Source organism: Enterococcus durans, assembly GCF_002277935.1.
GTDB classification, from domain to species: Bacteria; Bacillota; Bacilli; order Lactobacillales; family Enterococcaceae; genus Enterococcus_B; species Enterococcus_B durans.
Genome location: NZ_CP022930.1, coordinates 2,528,620 through 2,550,508, shown reverse-complemented (window position 1 = coordinate 2,550,508; position 21,889 = coordinate 2,528,620). Strand labels below are relative to the sequence as shown.

Here is a 21,889-nt window from a genome sequence, read left to right as displayed (position 1 = left end):
TCCTTCGGAAATAAGCACTTCTGTCCCAGCCTCTCTCAAATAAACGGTGCTCAAAGGTCAAGTTTTTCGGAAATTTCAAAAAAAAACGAGCAATACAAAAACGTATTGTTCGTTTTTTTTTGAAATTTATCAAACCTAAATGACTTTTGTCTTGGCCTCTTTTTTTCGTGTTTAATTGAGGTAGTTGATTTGTTCTTGTTCAATTAACGGATAGGTGAACAATTTTGAATCGTCTAACTCTACTTTATGCATATCGATCGCTGTGATCTGGCTATTTGTGTAGGTCGTATAGTAGTAGATTCCCTTGTCCATATTGCAACAAGAGGAATAGATAGTGTATTCAAATTGACCATTTCCAACATCGCATAACCCTTTTTGTTGTTCCACTGATTTTAAGATATGGAAAAATTGTCCAACGCTTTCGGCTTCTGAATCTCCTGAAACTGAGTTTAGTTTGGTAAACGCAGCTTTGATAAATCGGGAACTAGAAGATAAGTCGCCTGGTAAACCAATGCTACCCATGCCGCGACTGTAGACAGTCAACTCTAGATCTTTAGAAAAAGTGTTCTCTGGGGTATGAGTAGAGACATGTCGATAGTTGTTTAAATTAAAGAGTTGGTAATCAAAAGTAGGATTGTTCGTCAATACACCAATAGGATTATCGTATACTTTCAATCCATCAACTGTAGATTCGACCACGATCGACTCTTTTTGATCTGCTATCATCCAGTGTAAAGGCGAAAGTGGCAAGTCTTCACTGAAATCGATGTTGACTAAGTTGATTTCCTTTAATAATGCTCTTGCTTCGAAGACATTTTGGCATTGACTTAGGACCCAAGGGATAAACTCAAATGGAGAAATGTTGGTTTTTTCGGACATTTCTTCAAAGAAATGCGCATTCCCAGGGAAATTTAGTCCTGCCATGCTTAAACCAGTTTCATTCGTTGCTTCATAATAGAGAGGATAGTCATTGACAACAGTTGCCATACCAATCAATGCATAATGGGTGGGGATATCCGTCACTCTCCGAAATTTAAATGGATAATTTCTAGGAGTGATGGTTACCACTTCATGATAAGAAATCTCCAAATCCAAATTACGACCAAAATAATGATCTTTCGTTGAATAAGTAATCGATGTACACATTGTACATTGCCTCCTTTGATGATGGTAATTTAATCATAGGACGATTTTTCATTTTTTTCCACTAATAACTAAATAGATGATCAAAAAAGAGTGAATGTGGAACAAATCTAAAAATCAATTTTGCTACAAACACTCGAATAAACGGCGGGAGCAGAAGCAACTCCTTCGGAAATAAGCCGAAATGAACAAAAATTTGAAAAAGCAATTTTCGTTCATTTCTTCTTATTTCTCGGAGTTAAACACTTCTGTCCCAGCCTCTCTCAAATAAACGGTGTCCCAAAGTCAAGTTTTTCGGAAATATCAAAAAAAAACGAGCAATACAACAAGCGTATTGTTCGTTTTTTTCTAATTTCTCAAACCTAAACGACTTTTGTTTCGACCTCACTCTAAATACGAATAAGCGCTAGGTCAGGGATTGGTTTCCTTTGTGACGTGTTGAGGAATTTCCTTCACCTTTAAGACATCAAGGAAGAAAGTGAAGATCGGAATTCCGACGATCAAACCCCAGACGCCGAAGAATCGTTCACTAACTAATAGAACGATAAAGGTGTAGAAAATCGGTAATTCTGTTTTGCTTGACATCAATTTTGGGTTCAAGACATACGACTCAATCAAGTGGACGACTAAGATCGTTAAAAGTATATAGACGACATCTTTGATCCCTCCCTGAGAATAAGCAATGAACGAAAGAGGGACACATGAAACGATCACACCTGCAACTGGGATCAGACTTAAAAAGAAAACCATGATGGCTAAGCTTAATAATTGGTTGAAACCAAAAGCGGCTAAGGCAACGGTTGTCAATAATGTATTCAGTAAGGCAATAATGAATTGGGCTTCTAAAACCAAGCCAAATGTATTGACGAATTTATAGGCAAAATAATAGATATCCTGGAAAAACCAAGCAAATTCACTCTTTAAAAACAATCGGGAGAACACAACTGTTTTTTTCTTCTCGATCATAAAGAAGAAACTTAAGATGAATGACATGGCAAAAGCAACGGCTAACTTACCGATATCTTGTAAATAGCCTAATGCGATTGATGCACCATTTTGTAGTTGCTCAAAAAAATCGTTTCGTTCAATGTAATTATGGATATACAAGAGAACAGGATCAGCATCTTTTGGCTGATGTTCGTAGAAATTGATCACTGATTGGATCATGTCGAATGTCTGATGGATCAGCACAGGGATATACTTTGTAAATGCAAGATAGATCAGATAAACGACTAAGGCATAAATGATGATCGTCAATGCGCCAGTCGGAACTTTCACAAACCGTTGGATGACTTGAACTAAATGGATCATCAGATAGGTAAAAATAAAGGTAAGTAAAATAGTGGTGATCATGCTCCTTACAAGAAAGAGAACAACGATGATCGATAATAAAACAGTTAAACGACGAACTTTTTCATTCGCCAGGAAACGCTGATAAACAGACAACACAACAACCTCCAAGTGTAATGAAATAATAGCTTATGTAATTGATTATAGTGTGGATTCCAAGAATAAGAAAGAAAAACTGCTGACAATTTATACAAAAAGTCAGCAGTAACTTCAAATCAAGTAGTATGACGAAAATTATTCACCATTTTAGTTGTTAGTTTTTGCAAAAGGACTAATTCATCAGGTTCTAAAGGAAGATGAGCAAAAATCTCTGATGGAATCGATTCTGCTTTTTTTGCTAGAATCCTACCATTATCCGTTAAACTGATGCGAACGATCCGTTCATCTAAAGTGCCTCTTGCCCGTGTAAGATATTCTTTTTCTGCTAGCTTTTTTATCACTGGTGTCAACGTACCAGAATCTAAACAAAGGATTTTACCCAAATCTTTCATCGTCACTTGATGTTTTTCCCACAAGACAAGCATTACTAAATATTGCGTATAGGTTAGTCCTAATGGTTTCAATAGTGGCGTATAATATTTGGTGATTTCTTTTGAGGCTGCATACAAAGGGAAGCACAACTGATTTTCTAAATATAAGTCTTCCATTTTCATTCACCCCATTCATTAGAATCCTTTGTTAGCATAGCTGATTTTTTTAAAAATGTCTAGCCTTCAACGGCTGTCAAGGTCACTTCGATATTTCCTGCTGTTGCTTTTGAATAAGGACAAACCTTGTGAGCTGCTTCCAATAATTCTTGTGTTTCTTCTAATGATAGACCATCAACATGTCCTTCAATTTCGACACCTAAAACAAAGCTCATTTCGTTTTCAGCATACAATGACACTTGTGCACTGATAGTAGAAGCTCCAGCAATGTTTTTTTGGTTTTTGATCAATTCCAACGCACTATTGAAACAAGCACTGAAACCGGCAGCAAACAATTGTTCCGGATTTGTCGCATTTTCGACACGACGTCCAGGGGCAGCAATATTTAATTCGAATGAATGGTCAGGGTTATGCACTTCTCCAGAACGTCCACCTGTATTGATCATTTTTGTAGAATACATTTTTTTCATAAGAAACACTCCTTTAAATTTAGTTGTGTACAATTTAATTGTATACAACTAAACGGAAAAGAGCAAACTAAAAGATTTCAGTACTCGTTAAAAAGGTCATTGAGAGAAACATAATAGCTTGGAGAAGGACAAGAATGGCTAAAGAAAGACCCAGATTGCCAAAATAGAAACGTCTGTTTCAGGAATCTGGGGCTATGCTGTTTCGTGTGGATCGTTCAGCAAACGATCAGGAGAAAAAGAATGAAAAAAGATTTTTGGGATAACATCAAAATAAACACGTAACCTTAAAAAAGAGGTTGGGGCAGAAGTGTTTAACTCCGAGAAATAAGAAGAAATTAACGAAAATTGCTTTTTAAATTTTTGTGGATTCCGGCTTATTTAAGAAGGAGTTGCTTCTGCTCCCGCCGTTTATTCGTTTTTAAAGCATGAGACAAAAGTGTTTCTTACTTTTGTCCCATGCTCTTATGGATCAGGGTCACTCGATTGGATGGTACGTAAAACCACTACCCATTACCTCAGCTACACTATTGACGATAACGAATGCAGTTGGATCGATTTCTTCAATCAATGGTTTGATTCGTGAAAATTCATGATCAGTGACAACAATCAGTAACACTTCTTTCGACTTTCGATTATACCCGCCTTTAGCTTCCAAGAGAGTCAATCCCCGCCCAATCTCCGCACTCAAACGGCGTCTGATTTCTTCTAGCGAATCTTCGCTCATGACCATGATCGATTTTTTTCGATTCGTTCCTGTTTCGATATAAGACATGACGATTGACGTGATGACGATAGAGAGGATCGCATATAAGAATTCTTCAAATCCAAAGACGAATAAATTCAGCGAAACGACAACAGCATCAGTAAATAGTAGGCCAATTGAGGTATTTAAATGGAAATATTTTTTGAAGATCAGTGGAGGGATCGTTGTACCGCCGCTTGATGAGTTATTTTTGTACAAAATTGCTACACCGAGTGCAAAGATGGCACTACCGAAGATGACCGAGAGCAAACGATCAGGAGTAATCATTGTTTCAGGAATGATGGCAATGATCAGCGGGAAGACAAGACTTCCAAAGAGAACTTTAAAGAAAGGTTGTTTGCCTAAGAAAAGAAGAGCCAATACTAGCATAATGATATTCAGTACCAAGATGACCATTGCACGGTCAAATCCTAATGCAGATTCTAAGAGGATACCAAGCCCGCTTACACCGCCTGCTGCAATATGATGGGGCCCTAAGAACATATTGATACTTACCCCTAAGATCGTTAACGCAAAGACTATTTTTATGTAAGTCCAAGTGATTTTTTTATATTATTCATCCATTCACTTCCTCATTCTATTTTAATTTTATTGTTATGTTATTAGTATAACCTAATAATCTCTAAAAGTTAATAATAGTTTAACATTTAAGTTGGATGCGCCTAACTTTTTTTGCTACTATTGTCTTGCTTTAGGCTAATAAGGACTCATTAAGAAATGTTAAAGGAAGAATAAAAAAAAGGGAAGAAGTTGAAGAGGTTTCTTAAAAAAGTAAATGGAATAAAGGAAAGAAACGCTTTTATTTCATGTCTTAAATGTAGATAAACGGAGGGAACAGAAAAAGAATCAACGGAAAATAAGTAAGGATTCACCATAAATCAAAAAGCAATTTCTGTGAATCCTTGTTTGTTTCTCGGAGTGAAGTACCTTTAGTAATAAGCTTTTTTGCGAATGGGAAATGGTAAAAGTCTAGTTCTAAGTGGGGAACATGTCTTTTTTCTCGGTAAAGGAAAGTGTTTTTTTACTAAAGAACTATTTTTTATAAGCATTTATCAAGAAGACGTGATTTCTTTGATTGCTAATGTACAAGTACCGTTGGCAATCATTATATGTTCATCTAGCAATACTTCTGCCGACCAAAACTGGATGTTTCTACCGATTTTTTTTGGGATGGCAATGACTCGCAAGGTGCCATACCTAGCTTTGTCTAAGTGTTGCACATGAAGATCGATCCCTACAGCGGCGTGCGAGGAATCCAAGTGCTGATTTGCACCCATACTGCAAGCTGTCTCGACTAAAACACCACTGACCCCCCCGTGTAAGTACCCGAACGGTTGGTGATGGATATCGGCGAGAGAGAGTAGAAGTTCCACTCGTTTTTTCGAGAGTACAACTGTCTCGATTTTTAAATAATCAATTAAATTCATCATATTCAATCCCTTAAGTATTTTTGCTTAGTATAACAGAATTTTTTTAAGTAATGATAAAATTACAAACGTTTTCTTTGAGTTTTGTGTATAATGGGTATGTTCAAATAGAGGAGGAATAACATGAGAAATTGGCAAACAATCAAAGAATATGAAGAAATTCTTTTTGAGCAATACCATAGAATAGCAAAAATAACAATCAATCGGCCAGAGGTCCATAATGCGTTTACCCCGAAAACTGTTTTTGAGATGATCGAGGCATTTACTATTTGTCGGGATCGTTCAGATATTGGTGTAATTATTTTGACGGGTGCGGGAGATCTTGCATTTTGTTCTGGTGGAGACCAGAAAGTTCGAGGAAATGGCGGCTATGTTGGCGAGGATCAAGTTCCAAGATTAAATGTTCTTGATCTGCAACGGTTGATTCGCATAATCCCTAAACCGATCATTGCCATGGTCAAAGGGTGGTCCATTGGTGGCGGTAATGTGCTGCAACTCGTGTGTGATATCACAATTGCAGCTGAAAATGCAAAATTTGGTCAAACGGGACCTAATGTCGGTAGTTTTGATGGTGGGTACGGTTCGGGCTATTTAGCACGGGTCATCGGGCATAAAAAAGCAAAAGAAGTCTGGTTTATGACGAAACAATATTCGGCACAAGAAGCGCTAGCTATGAATTGGATCAATACCGTTGTTCCTTTGGATAAGGTGGAAGACGTGACAATCGAATGGGCAGAGGAAATGCTGAAGAAAAGTCCGTTAGCCTTGCGGATGATCAAAGCCTCATTGAATGCGGACACCGATGGTCTAGCAGGTATCCAACAATTAGCAGGTGATGCAACTTTACTTTACTATACAATGGATGAAGCGCAAGAAGGACGAGATGCATTCAAAGAAAAAAGAGAACCAGATTTTGAACAATTTCCCAAATTCCCATAGTAAAAGACCAAATAGCTGGTTACAACAACAAGCTTTGCTTCATCCAGAACAACCAGCTCTTTATTCTAAAAATCGCTGTCTAACGTTTAGTGAATTAAATCACTATGTCCAAAAATACGCCCAGTACTATTTACAAAAAATAGATAAAAATGTGCAGCGAGTGGCAATTTTAAGTGAAAACTGCGAGGAGATGTACCTATCGATCTTAGGACTCTGGGAGCTAGGGATCGAGATCCAATTTTTGAATACACGGTTGACTAAAAATGAGATCTTGGACCAATTGAGTCATGCACAGACGGATGTGCTAATTGCACCAGTAAAGCAAGCTATGAGAGAAATCCAAATGATCTTCTTACCCAAGATCAAAGAGGTAGCAGCTATTTCTACTGATTCTACGATTGATAGTGGGTATATGAATGAATCGATTGCTTCGATCATGTATACTTCAGGAACAACAGGAAAGCCAAAAGGAGTGCCACAGACTTTTGCCAATCATTGTGCGAGTAGTTTAGCTACGAAAGAAAAGCTGTCTGTAAAAGTTGGCGATTCTTGGTTATGCTGTGTCCCTTTGTACCATATCAGTGGGTTATCGATTGTCCTACGTTCACTTGTTTTGGGAATAAGTGTATACCTTTTGCCTAATTTCGATGCTGAGAAAATCAATAAGATCATCTTAAAGGGGAAGGTGAACCACATTTCAATGGTTACCAAGATGCTTAAAGACCAACTCCCTCTAATTCCTGTAGGAGGCTATCCAAAACAGCTCTGTACAGTTTTATTAGGAGGTGGGCCTGTAGACACAGCAGTGATTCGTGCGTGTCAAGAAAAGCATTTGCCGATTGTACTGTCTTATGGAATGACAGAAACTTGTTCACAGGTTGTTGCCACAAATAAGGAATGTAAACCTGGATCATCAGGCTATCCATTGGCAAATGTGCGTGTAAAAATAAAGGGGACTATCGAACCGTATGTTGCGGGTGAGATTCTGCTACGTGGTCCCTCAATCATTTCCAATTATCTCGATGATGAACATGTCCACGAAGTTTGGACGTCAGATGGATGGTTTTGTACCGGGGACTGGGGATATTTAGATGAAGAGGGCGAATTGTTTCTTGTTAGCCGGATGAATGAACAAATCATTTCAGGTGGAGAAAATATCTACCCAGCGGAAATCGAAGAGGCGTTATTGAGAAGTGAGAAGATAAGTGAGGCGGTCGTCGTCGGGAAAACAGACGATACTTGGGGACAACGCCCCGTAGCATATATAAAGTTGCTTGATCCTCTAGAAGAGCCAGAACTTCGCCAGTTATTACAACCATTAGCGTCGTATAAACATCCAGATGAATTATTTGTTGTTCACACTATACCAAAGACGCCTTCAGGAAAAAATATAAAACGAATTTTTTTGACCGAAGAAAGAGTGAAATATATTGATTACCGACTTTACTGAAGATATGTTTGATGATCTTCCTAAGAGAACACGTTATTTAAGCTATAGTTACATGATTCCTTACCAACCACTTGAAGCAATTTTTGCGAAGGCAAGTGCCTATAAAGGAACACGCTTTTTTTGGCAAACACCAGATCGGCAATTTGGATTGGTCGGGCTAGGTAAAAATCTTTTAGATGAGCCAACCATAGGGGATGTACTACAAATCAAGCAGCTCAAAAAAGAATTTTTTAAAAGTTTTTACTTTATGGGTGAGAGAAAAGAACGACCAGTGCTTTTCGGGGGCTTTCCTTTCAATAAAAATAATCGGGAAACAGAAGCATTTTGGGCGGACTTGTCAACGGGATATTTTGTGTTGCCTAGTGTATTGATCAAACAAGTAAAAAAAGAATTGAACGTTGTTATAACAGTAAAAAAAAAGGGAAAGTCTTTAAAAAGACTTTTTGATGAAATAACAGATTGGGTACAGATATTGGATCAGCTACTTGAGAAGGTCACTCCATCTTTTCCGCAAACACAAGTTTTGTTAGAAAAAAAGAATTAGATGTAACAACATTTCTTCAGTCCATCAAAGAAAGTGTAGAAGAAATACGTGACCCAAGAAATCCAATGGAAAAAGTGGTGCTTGCAAGACAAATGGACTTGAGGATGGAGCATTTTTCAGTTGAGCGTTTGATTGACAATTTGATCAGGCAACAAGCGAACACTTACGTATTTGCTTTAGAAACAACAAAAAGATGTTTTGTCGGAGCAACTCCTGAACATTTACTCCATGCTTCAGCTACTCACTTTTTTACGGCAAGCATCGCGGGCTCGACTACTCGTGGAAAAAATGACGAAGAAGATCGAATACTTGGGGAAAAACTTTTAAAAAACTCAAAAACAATAATGAACATGCCATTGTCGTGAAGAAATTGACAAAGCAGTTGGCAAATTATACAGAAGGAAACTTGAGTGTTTCTAACAAAAAACTTTTAAAAAACCGTGATATCCAACATCTTTATCTGACAATCTCTGGGATTAGGAAACCAAAAGTCTCTCTTTTCGATGTGATTCAAGCACTCCATCCTTCCCCAGCGTTAGGTGGAGAACCAAAGGAATTGGCAATACAGTGGCTTGCAAAGAAGGAACCATCTGGAAGAGGATTATATGGGGCACCTATCGGTTGGTGTGACGTTATGGAAGACATTGGTGAGTTTGCTGTAGGGATTCGCTCAGGCGTTTTCAGCGAAAATTCTGGGCGATTATATGCAGGGTGCGGAATTGTTGGTGATTCAGATCCAGAGGAAGAACGCCAAGAAACACAGTTGAAATTTCAACCGATGCTAAGAGGAGTGAAAGAATGACGACAAAACAAGAAATGACGAAGTACCTACTGGCTTTTATCCATGGAATGAAGCAATCGGGGCTAAATAAAATCGTGATCAGCCCTGGATCTCGTTCTACACCCCTTCCTCTTTTGCTTCATCGTGATCCAGAAATCGAGACGTATATCAATGTTGATGAACGTTCGGCAAGTTTTTTTGCTTTGGGTTTAGCAAAAGGGGAGAGAACAGTTGTGGGATTATTATGTACGTCAGGAACGGCTGCTGCAAATTATTATCCAGCAATCTGTGAGGCAGAAGCTTCTCAGATTCCGCTAGTCGTATTGACTGCAGATCGTCCACCTGAAGCGCAAGGAGCTGGGGCGCCACAAACAATGGAACAACATAACCTCTATGGGAGTCATGTGAAGAAATTTTTGTCGTTAGCTCTTCCAGAAGCTGGACGAGTAATGCAACGCTATAGCTTTTGGCAAGGAAGCGAACTTGTTGCAATCGCTAAAGAATATCCAGCAGGACCAGTCCATGTCAATCTACCACTTCGAGAACCTCTATTGCCAGACTTAACGCAAACGGATACTACTGATCTTGTTAGAACGGATATCCAGCCTGGAAAATCCTTGTGTTTTGAACTGCCTGAGTTGCCAACTTGGCTAACCAAAAAGGGGCTGATCATCGTCGGTCGAGAATTGACTATTGAACAAGCGCAGCAACTGATCGAACTTGCAGAAATCGTTGATTGGCCAATCATCGGGGACCCGCTAACGAATCTAAGTGCGTGCGGGAAATTAAGCAAAAACTATCTTCCCCACGCTGAACTGATTTTTTCATGGCCTATCACAGAGCAGCCAGAAGTCATTTGGCAATTTGGTAATTTGCCTGTATCAAAAAACAGCTTGCTTTTTGTTGAAAAACAAGAAAAAGCAACGTATGTGGTCATTGATGAACGTGCAAAGCGACAAGACTGGTTACACTTAGGCAATTACTATTTGCCAGTTAGCATACCAAGCTTTTTAGAAGCGGTGCAACAAGTTGCTAAGAAAGTTGCTTTTCCTGAATCGAGCGAATGGTCAGCGATTTGGCAATCTTACGCAACAAACGCACATGAAGTAATCGAAGAACAGTTAGCTTCCGCTGTTTTTAGCGAGAGTTCAGCAAGCAGAAAATTATTTCAGCTGATTGAAAAAGGAGAAAGCTTGTTTCTCTCTAACAGTAACGCCATCCGCTTCATTGACCGATTGGCAACACCAACAGAACGTTCCTTCGTGATTTATGGAAACCGTGGTGTAAATGGGATTGACGGGATCGTTTCAACAGCGGCCGGCATAGCAGCTACTCAAAAGCAACGCCTATTTCTATTGATCGGTGATTTGGCATTGTTCCATGACATGAATGGGCTTCAAATGATCAGACAATTAAAGTTGCCCGTCACATTGGTCGTTTTGAACAATAATGGCGGAGGGATTTTTTCTTTCCTGCCACAAAACAGTTTGACAAAAAAAGATTTCGATCCACTCTTTGCAACACCACTGAATCTTGACTTACAAAAAGTAGCAAATTTATATGATGGCTATTATTATCAACCAAAATCAATGGCTGAATTTGCAAAAAGCATTGAAGAAAGCCGCAAGCAGGCGAGTTGGGCGTTAGTTGAAGTAGCAGGAAAACAAGAAGATCCTGTCTTGCTGTGGAAAGACATACTGAGAGAATATGGTGAGAAAAATGCGTACTGAAAAGATGACAGTGAATGGAGTCGACTACGCCTACAGCAAGTTGAATCAATGGAAACCTAATCAACCGGTGCTAGTATGCTTACATGGTTTTACTGGTACGATGGCTACCTTTACTTTTTCAATACCTTCATTCAATCTTTTAGGGATTGATCTGATTGGCCATGGAAAGACGGATGTCTTTGTCCATCCATATCGGTATCAACTGTCGTCATTGGTTGTGGACCTTTCTCAACTAGTTAAAAAATTGCATATAGACTCTTTCTATTTACTTGGCTATTCAATGGGGGCAAGAACAGCTCTAGCATGGACACTTGAGCAACCTGAAGGGATTCTTGGGGTGGTTTTAGAAAGTGGGACACCAGGGATCGAAACGGCATCGCTAAAAAGGCAACGTCAAAAGAAAGACAATCGCCTTGCTCAAAACATTATGACGGCGCCACTTTCTCATTTTGTTGAGCATTGGACAGCTTTGCCGTTATTCGAAAGTCAAAAGCATTTGCCTCTTTCAGTAAGAAAAAAGATAGAAAAAGAAAGACTGGGGCAAAAGCGTTTCGGACTCGCCATGAGTCTGTGGTATATGGGGACGGGTAAACAGAAAAATTATTGGCCTTTCCTCCCAGATTTACAGGTACCGGTACTGTTTCTTGCCGGTGAATATGATTGGAAATTTAGAGAGATCGGGCGGAAACTAGTTACAAAGAACGACCGTTTTGAATTTGTTGTTGTTCAAGAGAGTGGTCACTGTATCCATATCGAACAGCCTAGCTTGTTTGAATCGGTGATGAGTGATTGGTTGGAGGAGAGAAAAAATGAGAATTGAAAAAGCAGAACTTCTTCAGTTACACTTACCTTTGATAGCCCCATTTCAAACGAGTTATGGCGTATTGACTGAAAAGAAGTTTGATTTACTCATACTAAAAGACGAATTGGGGAACCAAGGAGTAGGAGAACTAGTTTCATTTGATCAAGCGAATTATATCGAAGAGACGATCGAGATGAGTCGTGCCATCATCAAAAAAGAGCTGATTCTCTTATTACAGGATCATGTATTTTCTGCACCCACTGAAGTTCATTCGCTTTTTCAAGGAGTACAAGGTAATTTCATGGCAAAATCAGCTATTGAAACGGCTGTTTGGGATCTTTACGCAAGAAGAAAGGGTGTTAGTCTGCAACAGCTTTTTGCTGGAAGACAAATGCAACTTTCAGTAGGTGTGAGTATGGGGATGGAAGATAGTGATGCACAGCTTTTGAAAAAAGCAAAAACATATGTCGAACAAGGATATACACGTTTGAAATTAAAGATAAAACCAGGGTATGATCTTCGGCCACTACAACTTTTAAGAAGAGAATTTCCAGATCTACTGTTGATGGCAGATGCTAATTCTGCGTATACGATAAATGATCTAGCACTTTTCGATGAACTGGATCAGTTGGAGCTGTCCATGATCGAACAGCCTTTTGCTACACGGGACTTTGTTGATCATGCACGACTGCAAAGAAGATTAAAAACGCCGATTTGCTTAGATGAGAATATCCGTACGCTAGAGGATGTCAAAACAGCTCATGCTTTAGGTAGTTGCCGAGCCATCAACTTGAAGATTCCGAGAGTAGGCGGCATTACTGAAGCTCAAATGATTGTGGATTATTGTCGTGAACAGGGTTTGCTTGTTTGGCTAGGCGGGATGTTTGAATCGGGTGTTGGAAGAGCCCTTAATTTACAATTTGCAAGCCAGCCGGAGTTTACTTTTCCAGGAGACATCTCTGCTTCGAAGCGATACTATCATGATGATATCGTTGAAGAACCTGCAGTATTGAGGGATGGCAAACTGGTTGTTCCGAATGGGAGCGGTAATGGGATAACTTTGGCGCCAAAAAAGATCGAACGGTATTGCACGAAAAAAGAACGATTGATTTCATAGGAATTTACGAAGCAGTTCCATTAAGTAAGAGGTGATTTTTCACTATTTGGAACTGTTTTTTTCTTTTCTTAAAATAAATTCTGTTACCGATAACATTTTTGAAAGCGTTGTCTTTTTCTTTTTGGTCTTTTATAGTGAGTACGTAATCTTAAAAAAAGGAGGAAATATATGAATACGGCAGCAATTTATCACCGTCCAGAAAGTGAATATGCTTTTTTGTACGAAAAAGATACGTTTCGAATTCGTCTGCGTACTAGTAAGGACGATGTTAAAAAAGTTTATGTTATCAGTGGCGATCCTTATACCATTACGTCTAAGAAATGGTATTTACAGGAAGTTCCGATGAAAAAAGGATTGAGTACACTCGTACATGACTATTGGGAGATCGAACAAACGAGTGATACGAGACGCTTACAGTATGGCTTCCATATCGTTGGAATCGATGGAATGGAGTGTTTTTATGGAGATCAAGGTATTTTCCCTTACGAGCCAGCTACTTTAGCAGAGGCAAATTATTATTTTCGCATTCCTTATTTCCATGAGATCGATCGCTTCAAAGTTCCACAATGGGCGAAAGAAACCGTTTGGTATCAAATTTTCCCAGAACGTTTCGCAAATGGCGATACTAGTAATGATCCTGAAGGTACGTTGCCTTGGGGCAGTAAAGCGCCTGACCGCGATGATTTCTTTGGCGGGGATCTTCAAGGGGTGATCGATCATCTAGATTATCTGACGGATCTAGGAATCAATGGAATTTACTTTTGTCCGATCTTCAAAGCAATGTCGAACCATAAATATGATACGATCGACTATTTCGCAGTTGATCCCGCATTCGGGACGGAAGAACAATTGAAAGAATTGATTGAAAAAGCGCATCGAAAAGGGATGAAAATCATGCTTGATGCGGTGTTCAATCATATCGGTAGTGATTCGCCACAATGGCAAGATGTCGTAAAAAACGGGGAACACTCTGAATATAAAGATTGGTTCCATATCCATTCTTTCCCTGTAGATACGTACCAAATGACGGAAATCCCCGAAACTGCGGCGAATTTAGCTTATGACACGTTTGCGTTTACGCCTTTCATGCCGAAGTTGAATACAGCAAATAAAGAAGTGCAAGCATATCTGCTGGAAATAGCGGCTTACTGGGTGAAAGAATTCGATATCGATGGTTGGCGCCTAGATGTAGCGAATGAAGTCGATCATCATTTTTGGAAAAAATTCCATGAAACGGTAACTGCAATCAAACCGGATATTTATATTTTAGGTGAGATCTGGCATTCTTCACAAGCTTGGTTACAAGGGGATGAATTCCATGCAGTGATGAACTATGCCTATACGGATTCTATAAAAGATTATTTTGTGAAGCAAAAGATCAGTGCGCAGCAAATGGTAAGTGGAATGAATCATCAGCAAATGCTGTATCAAGACCAGGTCAATGAGGGAACGTTCAATCTATTAGATTCCCATGATACTGCTCGAATCTTGACATTATGTCAGGAGAATAAAGAGCTGATGAAGTCAGTTTTGACATTCATGTTTCTGCAAAAAGGGGCACCGTGCATCTATTATGGCACAGAAATCGGCTTGACTGGCGGTGAAGACCCAGATTGTCGTAAATGTATGATCTGGGAAGAAGAACAACAGGATTTGGAATTATATGGATTTACTAAAGAATTGATTTATTTGCGTAAACGACTATCTGAGATTTTGATCAATGGAACAACCTGTTGGGAGTTGGTCGATGACAGTCGAAATGTCATCCATTTTTCACGAGAATTAAATGGACAAAAAATCCATGCCATCTTCAATCAGGGACAAGAAGCGTACCTCATTGAGCAACAAAGCGAAGTCATGTTCAGTCAAAACAGCGAACTGCTGAATGATGGCAAAGCAGAGATCCAACAATATGGATTTTTGATTATGTGTGAATAAGTTGTTACCGGTAACATGCAGAAAGCGTTTGCAAAAGGTGGTTTTATAACAGTATACTTTTTATATAGCAACGAATCCAAAGAAGCGGAGGAAAAGAAAGTGAAGAAAAACTATGTGAAAAAATTGGGGTTAGGTTTAGTGTCACTTGGTATTCTAGGTGGTTTAGCAGCTTGTGGTAACGGAAGTTCTTCAACAAGCAGCAGCGAAAGCGACGAAAAGACTTTAACGGTATCGGTCGATTCTGGATACAAAGATTACATCAATGAAATCAAAGGTGATTTTGAAAAAGAAAATGATGTAAAAATCAAATTAGTCGAAAAAGACATGTTCGAACAATTGGAAGCACTTTCGCTTGATGGACCTGCAGGAAAAGGACCAGACGTAATGATGGCGGCTTATGACAGAATCGGTGCGTTAGGGCAACAAGGACACCTAGCAGAGGTAAAACTAGGGAACGAAGCGGATTATGACGAAACAGACAAAGCTCAGGTCACTTACGATGGCAAAATTTACGGAGAACCTGCAGTTATTGAAACATTGGTACTTTATTACAACAAAGATCTAGTAGAAACAGCACCAACAACATTCAAAGACTTAGAAGCATTAGCAAAAGATGATCGTTTTGCTTTTGAATCTGAATCAGGTAAAAATACCGGCTTCTTAGCGAAATGGACAGACTTCTATTATTCTTATGGCTTATTAGCTGGTTATGGCGGTTATGTGTTCGGTGATAACGGTACAGATCCTTCTGATATTGGTTTGGATAACGCTGGTTCGATTGAAGGGATCACGTATGCAACAAACTGGTTCCAAAATGTATGGCCTAAAGGAATGCAAGATATCAAGAGTGCTGGAGACTTCGTTAGCCAACAATTCATGGATAACAAATCAGCAGCAATCATTGACGGACCTTGGCAAGCACAAACATATAAAGACAATAAAATGAACTATGGCGTAGCAAAAATCCCAACATTGGACAACGGTGAAGCATATCAACCATTTGGTGGCGGAAAAGGCTGGGTTGCAAGTAATTACTCTAAGAACAAAGAACTTTCTCAAAAATGGTTGGATTATGTGACAAACACAAAGAACCAAGAAAAATTCTTTGAAATGGTCAATGAGATCCCTGCAAACCAAACTGCACGTGAAACAGCAAAATCAAAAAATGACGAGTTGACTACTGCGGTTATTGACCAGTATGAAAATGCGCAAGCAATGCCAAACATCCCTGAAATGGCAGAAGTTTGGACTGGTGCTGAAAACTTGATGTTCGATGCTGCTTCTGGAACGAAGACACCAAAAGAATCTGCAACTGATGCAGTTAAGACAATCAAAGAAGCAATTGAACAAAAATATTAAAATCACGCACTAGAAAGTAATAGAGTTTTCCATTAAAAATAGATGTTCCAAGCAAAGCTTTTATCAGAAAGTGTAGAAGTTGTAAAAGAAGCGTTTTGATAGAAGTGAGAAAAAAGAAAACTCTCGAAATAGTTTTTCTTATTTTGAGAGTTTTTGATTTATTGTCAAAAGACAGGGATAGCCGTTTGACGAGTTGGATCATTAAGTAGCAAGTTTTGTATAGATCAGCAGTATAAGGGGGCATCAAGATGCAACAAGACAAAAATGAAGTCAATGTAAAAAAAGTGACCTTACTATCACTTATCCCCGGCATAGGGCAATTTGCCAATGGACAAAGATTTAAAGGAATTGTCTTTATCGTTATTTTTCTAGCATTCATCATCCAAATGATTTTAGGTGGGTTTCAATCATTGATAGGATTGATCACATTAGGTAGCGTACCGATGGAAGACCATTCTCTATTTATTTTGATTCAAGGAACGCTCCAATTGATCATTACGATCATCTTTTTCATTTTTTATGGATTGAATCTACTAGACGCAAAAAGAGTCGCTACTTTGCGTAAGGAAAATAAAAAAGTAAATCGTACGATGAAGGAAGTCATACATAATGTAGGGGATGAGGGGTTTCCTTATTTACTTACGCTTCCAGCATATCTCTTAATGATTTTTACCATTATTTTTCCCGTATTAGTGACATTGTTCACCGCATTCACAAATTATGATTTCAAGCATATCCCTCCGGCTAGTCTGATTGACTGGGTGGGAGCAAAAAATTTCTTTAGTATCTTTTTCTTAAGCTCTTATCGAAACACATTCCTATCTGTGTTCTCTTGGACAGTGATCTGGACACTTTGTGCAACAACGCTACAAATCACATTAGGGATTTTCACAGCAGTAGTGGCACATCAAAAGTTCATCAAGTTTCGTCGGATCTTTGGGATCATTTTCCTTTTACCATGGGCTGTGCCAGCATTTATCACTATCATGAGTTTTTCGAATATTTTCAACGACAGTGTCGGAGCAATCAATACACAGGTCATTCCTTTTTTGAATAATCTGCCATTTGTCGATATTTCTGCTATTTCATGGAAAACAGATCCTAATTGGACAAAAGTAGCAATCATCATGGTCCAAGGCTGGCTAGGGTTCCCGTATATCTATGTGATGGTTACAGGGATATTGCAGTCGATTTCGGAGGATCTATATGAAGCAGCAAAAATCGATGGAGCAAATGCTTGGAAACGTTTTTCAAATATCACTTTGCCGGCGATTTTTCTCGTAGCTGCACCAACGTTCATTACTCAATATACAGGAAACTTCAATAACTTCTCAATGATCTATCTGTTTAATAATGGTGGTCCTGGTAGTGTTGGTGGCGGTGCCGGTTCTACAGATATTCTGATCTCATGGATCTATAAATTGACAACAGGAACGTCTCCACAGTATTCCATGGCTTCTGCGATCACGTTGATCATTTCTGCGATCGTTATCTGTGTCTCCTTGCTGGTGTTCAAAAAGACAAATGCATTCAATATGGAGGACTAAACGATGAAAAAATTTAATTCAAGCGCAAAATTCCAACGAAGAGTTTCTCATTTTTTTACCTATCTATTTCTTATTCTTCTATCGATCATCATTATTTATCCATTGCTGATCACTGCTAGTACGGCATTCAAATCAGGAAATATTGCAGCATTCAGTTTAGATCTATCGAGTGATTGGACACTTGATAATTTTACTCGGTTATTCAGCGAAACGTTATATGGCACATGGTATAAAAACACGTTGGTCATTTCGATCTTGACAATGGCTATCCAAGTAACGGTGGTGACATTGGCTGGTTATACGTATAGCCGCTATCGTTTCGTTGGTCGAAAATCAAGTTTGATGTTCTTCTTGGTGATCCAAATGGTTCCGACGATGGCTGCATTGACGGCCTTCTATGTGATGGCGTTTCTACTCGGTGCATTAGATCACTATTGGTTCTTGACGATGATCTATATCGGGGGAGGAATCCCAATGAATACCTGGTTGATGAAGGGGTATTTCGATACAGTCCCAATCGATTTAGATGAATCCGCTAAATTAGATGGAGCAGGTCATTTCCGTATTTTCTTGCAGATCGTTTTGCCGTTGGTCAAACCGATGCTCGCAGTTCAAGCTTTATGGGCGTTCATGGGACCATTTGGTGATTTCATGTTAGCGAAATTCTTGCTTCGTACACCAGAAAACCAAACAGTCGCTGTAGGGTTACAAACGTTCATCTCGGATGTAACGAATCAGCGGGTCTCATTATTTGCCGCTGGAGCCATCTTGATTGCGCTACCGATTTGTTTATTATTCTTCTTTTTACAAAAAAACTTTGTCACAGGATTAACTTCTGGAGGAACAAAAGGATAGAGGTGTTAATATGCAAACATTCCCATTGAATTATTTTTCTGCTTTAATTGGACCTAGGCAGTTGTTTGCAGGAAGAAAACAGCTTTCGTGGCTTAACTTCAGTTTGATCTTTCTTTTCTTAGTATCATTGATGGTTGTGCCTGTTACCCTATTTTATGCCAATCAAGTAAAAGCAATTCCTATGGCACAATTTTTGACAGTTGAATCGCTGATCGATCAGTCAGGAGTCAATCGTTTTTCACAATTAAAAGTAGTAAATGGTGAATTAGAGTCAGCGCCAATGATCATTAGTGAATCGGATGAACTACTCATTGGTACTGATCTATTAAAAGCACAACAATCAGAAAAAAATGCATTCATCAACTTTGAAAAAAACAAATGGACGATCCAACAAAAAGAAGGGGATACAACCAGAACATATCAAATGAATTATCTTTCTTCATTTGACCCTGCTAGTGTGACTACGCCGCAAGAATTTCAACTCTTTCTTGAACAAGCGTTTTATGCCAGCAATCGGCCGACGATCATCCTTTCATATAGCTTGAGTCTTGGGATCATTTTGTTCATCATGACTGCGCTGATCCTATTTGGCGCTGCATTCTTTTTGTGGATGACACGAAAAAGTCGTTTCTCTTCCATTCATACATTTAAAGAGAGTGCGAATCTGATGCTGAATGTGATCGGGGTTGGTTCAATTATTTCTGCTGTAGTAGGGTTGGTCCATTTTGATTTTGTACTGATGTTAGGAATCCAATCAACGGTTGCTGTGTTGCTGCTTTTATGGATTTTTGCTAAGACTGGATTTAAAGATGAGCCGAACAAGTGACGACTATCTTGAATTATGAGAAAATGTATGCGAAAAAAATGAAAATTTGACGTGTTTTGAGAAAAATTTCTGAAAAAAAGAGACCTTCTTAGTTGATTCTTTTAATTTTTAGTATTAACGTTATAGGGTAGTTTTTTTTTAAGGAGGAAAATCATGTTAGAGAAGACTTTATACAATCAATTATTTTCACATTCTTTCTCACTTCCAGTTGAAGTTACTTATTGGGATGGTACGACAAAACAATACGGAGATACGGGTAATCCTCCCCAAATCAAAATCAATATCCACGAAGAAATCCCTATGAAAGAGATCACCAACAATGCATCTCTTGCGTTAGGTGAAGCTTATATGGATCATCGCATCGAGATTGAGGGAAGTATCCAAGCATTGATCAATGATGCTTATCAACAAGCAAATAGTTTTTTACGAGGAAAAGATTATCTAAAATGGCTTCCTAAAAAAGAGAAGCATACCAAGCAACAAAACAAAGAAGATATCCACTCTCATTATGATCTAGGAAATGATTTTTATGAAATGTGGCTTGACCCTACATTAACTTATTCTTGTGCATACTTCGAAACTCCAGAAGATACGCTTGAACAAGCACAAATCAATAAAGTACACCATATACTAGACAAATTGTTCATTAAAGAAAATGAAACATTACTTGATATCGGTTGCGGCTGGGGAACATTGATGTTTACTGCAGCGAAAGAGTATAACTTGAAAACGACGGGTATCACATTGAGTGAAGAACAATATAACCACATCACTAAAAGAATCAAAGAAGAACATCTTGAAGATCAATGCCGTGTCCTACTCATGGACTACCGCGAGCTTAAAGGCGAAACATTTGACCATATTACCAGTGTAGGGATGTTTGAACATGTCGGTTCTGATAATCTTGAAGGTTATTTCAAAGTAGTGAAAAACTTATTGAATCCTAAAGGAACCGCGTTGATCCATGGAATCAGTCGTCAACAAGGTGGCGCAACAAATGCTTGGATCAATAAATATATTTTCCCTGGTGGTTATGTTCCAGGTGTCACTGAATTAGTCGATAATATCACTAAAAACGATCTTCAATTGATCGATTTGGAAAGCTTACGCCGTGACTATCAATTAACACTAGAACATTGGACGAAAAATTTCCACGCGGTACAAGACAAAGTCACTGAAAAAATGGGTGATTCTTTTTACCGAATGTGGGATATGTATTTGCAAGCTTGTGCAGCTTCCTTTGAATCAAGCAATATTGATGTAATCCAATATCTATTAGTTCAACCAGGTAACAATGATATTCCAATGCACCGTGCATAATCGTTGAAAGTAGTAAAAAAAATGAATGCCTCTCAAAAGTTAGAACAAACTAACTTTTGAGAGGCATTTTTGATTTCTTTGCTGCTTTTTTTATTTAAAAGAACAAATAGTATAAAAATGACTTTTACTTTTTTCTTCTGTATACTGAAAGAAACCGGATTATTTATGAAAGAAGGGATATGAAAAAATGAAACCAAAAGTTATTTATTGTGGGTTATTTTCTTTATTTCTACTTGCAGGTTGCCAGCCGACAAAGTCTGAGAACACATCTGTAAGTCAAACGACAGCTACTACTATGACAACTAAGACAAGCGATACAACAAGTACAGGAACTTCTGCTAAAGAAAGCAGTCAAAGTAGTACAGGAAATGAGACAAATCAAGTGATCAAAGTTTCTGTCACAAAAGCAATTGAACTTTTCCAAAATAAATACCCAGATGCTGCAGTGACGAGTTTAGAATTGGATAGTGATTGGGGAAGCTATTTTTACAAGATCGAAGGTGCCGATGACCAAAATGAATATGAAGTAAAAATCGATGCCAACACAGAAGATCTGGAAGCTCAAATGCCTGAAAAACTCGATCCAGATGACAGCCAAAAGAAAGAAGAAGATGCTTTAGATACAACGAATTTGTTGTCAACGGAGGAAGCTGCTCAAAAAGCAGTTGAAAAAGTTGGTGGAGGTACAGCAACTGACTGGGATCTAGATAAAGACTTAGGCACCACTTATTGGGAAGTAAAAGTCGAAAATGGGAAACAAACAACGAAGGTGAAATTAAATAGTCAAACAGGTGAGGTTCTTTCCACAGAAACAGAGGATTGATTTTTATCAACTCTTAGTTGCATTTTTTAGAGAGAATGATACACTGGAAAAAATGATT

General features: G+C 38.6%; 19 protein-coding genes and 2 pseudogenes. 14 read left to right on the top strand and 7 right to left on the bottom strand.

The annotated features are described in order from the left end of the window. Positions 1-171 precede the first annotated feature (171 nt). The 7 genes and pseudogenes from bsh to CJZ72_RS12095 form a co-directional block, all read right to left on the bottom strand. On the bottom strand, positions 172-1,146 hold the full coding sequence (gene bsh, locus CJZ72_RS12120; RefSeq protein WP_081133629.1) for a choloylglycine hydrolase: 975 nt from the start codon (positions 1,144-1,146) through the stop codon (positions 172-174). Positions 1,147-1,276: 130 nt separating this feature from the next. Beyond that, positions 1,277-1,400: pseudogene (locus CJZ72_RS15150) on the bottom strand (DUF3788 family protein); the annotation flags it as partial. Between the two features lie 154 nt (positions 1,401-1,554). Beyond that, the gene (locus CJZ72_RS12115) at positions 1,555-2,589 is read right to left on the bottom strand and encodes an AI-2E family transporter (RefSeq protein WP_025481333.1); all 1,035 of its coding nucleotides are present in this window, start codon (positions 2,587-2,589) and stop codon (positions 1,555-1,557) included. Between the two features lie 119 nt (positions 2,590-2,708). Next, entirely contained in the window at positions 2,709-3,140 is a 432-nt protein-coding gene (locus CJZ72_RS12110; RefSeq protein ID WP_095443877.1) for a MarR family winged helix-turn-helix transcriptional regulator, read from the bottom strand. A 59-nt stretch (positions 3,141-3,199) separates the two neighbouring features. Next, a complete protein-coding gene (locus tag CJZ72_RS12105; RefSeq protein ID WP_081133627.1) occupies positions 3,200-3,610 on the bottom strand; it encodes an organic hydroperoxide resistance protein in 411 nt (136 codons plus the stop codon). A 475-nt stretch (positions 3,611-4,085) separates the two neighbouring features. Then, entirely contained in the window at positions 4,086-4,916 is an 831-nt protein-coding gene (locus CJZ72_RS12100) for a YitT family protein (protein ID WP_095443876.1), read from the bottom strand. Positions 4,917-5,425: 509 nt separating this feature from the next. Continuing rightward, positions 5,426-5,803: a PaaI family thioesterase gene (locus tag CJZ72_RS12095; protein ID WP_332459843.1), complete on the bottom strand. Its 378-nt coding sequence runs from the start codon at positions 5,801-5,803 to the stop codon at positions 5,426-5,428. A gap of 120 nt (positions 5,804-5,923) precedes the next feature. Between CJZ72_RS12095 and menB the strand changes: the two genes are divergently transcribed. From menB to CJZ72_RS12030, 14 genes and pseudogenes are all read left to right on the top strand, one after another. Beyond that, a complete protein-coding gene (gene menB / locus CJZ72_RS12090; protein WP_081133626.1) occupies positions 5,924-6,739 on the top strand; it encodes a 1,4-dihydroxy-2-naphthoyl-CoA synthase in 816 nt (271 codons plus the stop codon). Continuing rightward, positions 6,714-8,189 carry an o-succinylbenzoate--CoA ligase gene (menE, locus tag CJZ72_RS12085; protein WP_332459842.1) on the top strand — a complete coding sequence of 492 codons (1,476 nt, stop codon included), beginning with the start codon at positions 6,714-6,716 and terminating at the stop codon, positions 8,187-8,189. Before menB ends, menE begins: the two co-directional genes overlap by 26 nt. Further along, positions 8,170-8,733 carry an isochorismate synthase gene (locus CJZ72_RS14825; RefSeq protein ID WP_232509745.1) on the top strand — a complete coding sequence of 188 codons (564 nt, stop codon included), beginning with the start codon at positions 8,170-8,172 and terminating at the stop codon, positions 8,731-8,733. The genes menE and CJZ72_RS14825 overlap by 20 nt, the downstream gene beginning before the upstream one ends. A gap of 65 nt (positions 8,734-8,798) precedes the next feature. Further along, positions 8,799-9,535, top strand: a pseudogene (locus CJZ72_RS15300) (isochorismate synthase). Continuing rightward, entirely contained in the window at positions 9,532-11,244 is a 1,713-nt protein-coding gene (menD, locus tag CJZ72_RS12075) for a 2-succinyl-5-enolpyruvyl-6-hydroxy-3-cyclohexene-1-carboxylic-acid synthase (RefSeq protein WP_081133624.1), read from the top strand. Before CJZ72_RS15300 ends, menD begins: the two are co-directional and overlap by 4 nt. Positions 11,245-11,248: 4 nt before the next feature. Continuing rightward, the gene (gene menH / locus CJZ72_RS12070) at positions 11,249-12,064 is read left to right on the top strand and encodes a 2-succinyl-6-hydroxy-2,4-cyclohexadiene-1-carboxylate synthase (RefSeq protein WP_227326449.1); all 816 of its coding nucleotides are present in this window, start codon (positions 11,249-11,251) and stop codon (positions 12,062-12,064) included. Beyond that, positions 12,054-13,163 carry an o-succinylbenzoate synthase gene (menC, locus tag CJZ72_RS12065; protein WP_081133622.1) on the top strand — a complete coding sequence of 370 codons (1,110 nt, stop codon included), beginning with the start codon at positions 12,054-12,056 and terminating at the stop codon, positions 13,161-13,163. Before menH ends, menC begins: the two co-directional genes overlap by 11 nt. A gap of 168 nt (positions 13,164-13,331) precedes the next feature. Then, a complete protein-coding gene (locus CJZ72_RS12060; protein ID WP_081133621.1) occupies positions 13,332-15,101 on the top strand; it encodes a glycoside hydrolase family 13 protein in 1,770 nt (589 codons plus the stop codon). Between the two features lie 99 nt (positions 15,102-15,200). Continuing rightward, positions 15,201-16,460, top strand: coding sequence for an extracellular solute-binding protein (locus tag CJZ72_RS12055; protein WP_016176626.1), 1,260 nt, complete (start codon positions 15,201-15,203; stop codon positions 16,458-16,460). Between the two features lie 248 nt (positions 16,461-16,708). Beyond that, complete coding sequence (locus CJZ72_RS12050; protein ID WP_081133620.1) at positions 16,709-18,007, top strand: carbohydrate ABC transporter permease; 1,299 nt, start codon at positions 16,709-16,711, stop codon at positions 18,005-18,007. Positions 18,008-18,010: 3 nt separating this feature from the next. Then, a complete protein-coding gene (locus CJZ72_RS12045) occupies positions 18,011-18,862 on the top strand; it encodes a sugar ABC transporter permease (protein ID WP_005877615.1) in 852 nt (283 codons plus the stop codon). A 10-nt stretch (positions 18,863-18,872) separates the two neighbouring features. Further along, complete coding sequence (locus tag CJZ72_RS12040; protein ID WP_081133619.1) at positions 18,873-19,688, top strand: maltodextrose utilization protein MalA; 816 nt, start codon at positions 18,873-18,875, stop codon at positions 19,686-19,688. Between the two features lie 153 nt (positions 19,689-19,841). Then, the gene (locus CJZ72_RS12035) at positions 19,842-21,008 is read left to right on the top strand and encodes a class I SAM-dependent methyltransferase (protein WP_081133618.1); all 1,167 of its coding nucleotides are present in this window, start codon (positions 19,842-19,844) and stop codon (positions 21,006-21,008) included. A gap of 187 nt (positions 21,009-21,195) precedes the next feature. After that, positions 21,196-21,831: a PepSY domain-containing protein gene (locus CJZ72_RS12030; RefSeq protein WP_081133617.1), complete on the top strand. Its 636-nt coding sequence runs from the start codon at positions 21,196-21,198 to the stop codon at positions 21,829-21,831. Positions 21,832-21,889: the final 58 nt, after the last annotated feature.

Excerpts from the sequence above, each read along its gene's own strand:
- bsh (WP_081133629.1), bottom strand. The coding sequence starts at position 1,146 with ATGTGTACATCGATTACTTATTCAACGAAAGATCATTATTTTGGTCGT.
- CJZ72_RS12110 (WP_095443877.1), bottom strand. The coding sequence starts at position 3,140 with ATGGAAGACTTATATTTAGAAAATCAGTTGTGCTTCCCTTTGTATGCA.
- CJZ72_RS12105 (WP_081133627.1), bottom strand. The coding sequence starts at position 3,610 with ATGAAAAAAATGTATTCTACAAAAATGATCAATACAGGTGGACGTTCT.
- CJZ72_RS12095 (WP_332459843.1), bottom strand. The coding sequence starts at position 5,803 with ATGATGAATTTAATTGATTATTTAAAAATCGAGACAGTTGTACTCTCG.
- menB (WP_081133626.1), top strand. The coding sequence starts at position 5,924 with ATGAGAAATTGGCAAACAATCAAAGAATATGAAGAAATTCTTTTTGAG.
- menD (WP_081133624.1), top strand. The coding sequence starts at position 9,532 with ATGACGACAAAACAAGAAATGACGAAGTACCTACTGGCTTTTATCCAT.
- menH (WP_227326449.1), top strand. The coding sequence starts at position 11,249 with ATGACAGTGAATGGAGTCGACTACGCCTACAGCAAGTTGAATCAATGG.
- menC (WP_081133622.1), top strand. The coding sequence starts at position 12,054 with ATGAGAATTGAAAAAGCAGAACTTCTTCAGTTACACTTACCTTTGATA.
- CJZ72_RS12060 (WP_081133621.1), top strand. The coding sequence starts at position 13,332 with ATGAATACGGCAGCAATTTATCACCGTCCAGAAAGTGAATATGCTTTT.
- CJZ72_RS12050 (WP_081133620.1), top strand. The coding sequence starts at position 16,709 with ATGCAACAAGACAAAAATGAAGTCAATGTAAAAAAAGTGACCTTACTA.
- CJZ72_RS12045 (WP_005877615.1), top strand. The coding sequence starts at position 18,011 with ATGAAAAAATTTAATTCAAGCGCAAAATTCCAACGAAGAGTTTCTCAT.
- CJZ72_RS12040 (WP_081133619.1), top strand. The coding sequence starts at position 18,873 with ATGCAAACATTCCCATTGAATTATTTTTCTGCTTTAATTGGACCTAGG.
- CJZ72_RS12035 (WP_081133618.1), top strand. The coding sequence starts at position 19,842 with ATGTTAGAGAAGACTTTATACAATCAATTATTTTCACATTCTTTCTCA.
- CJZ72_RS12030 (WP_081133617.1), top strand. The coding sequence starts at position 21,196 with ATGAAACCAAAAGTTATTTATTGTGGGTTATTTTCTTTATTTCTACTT.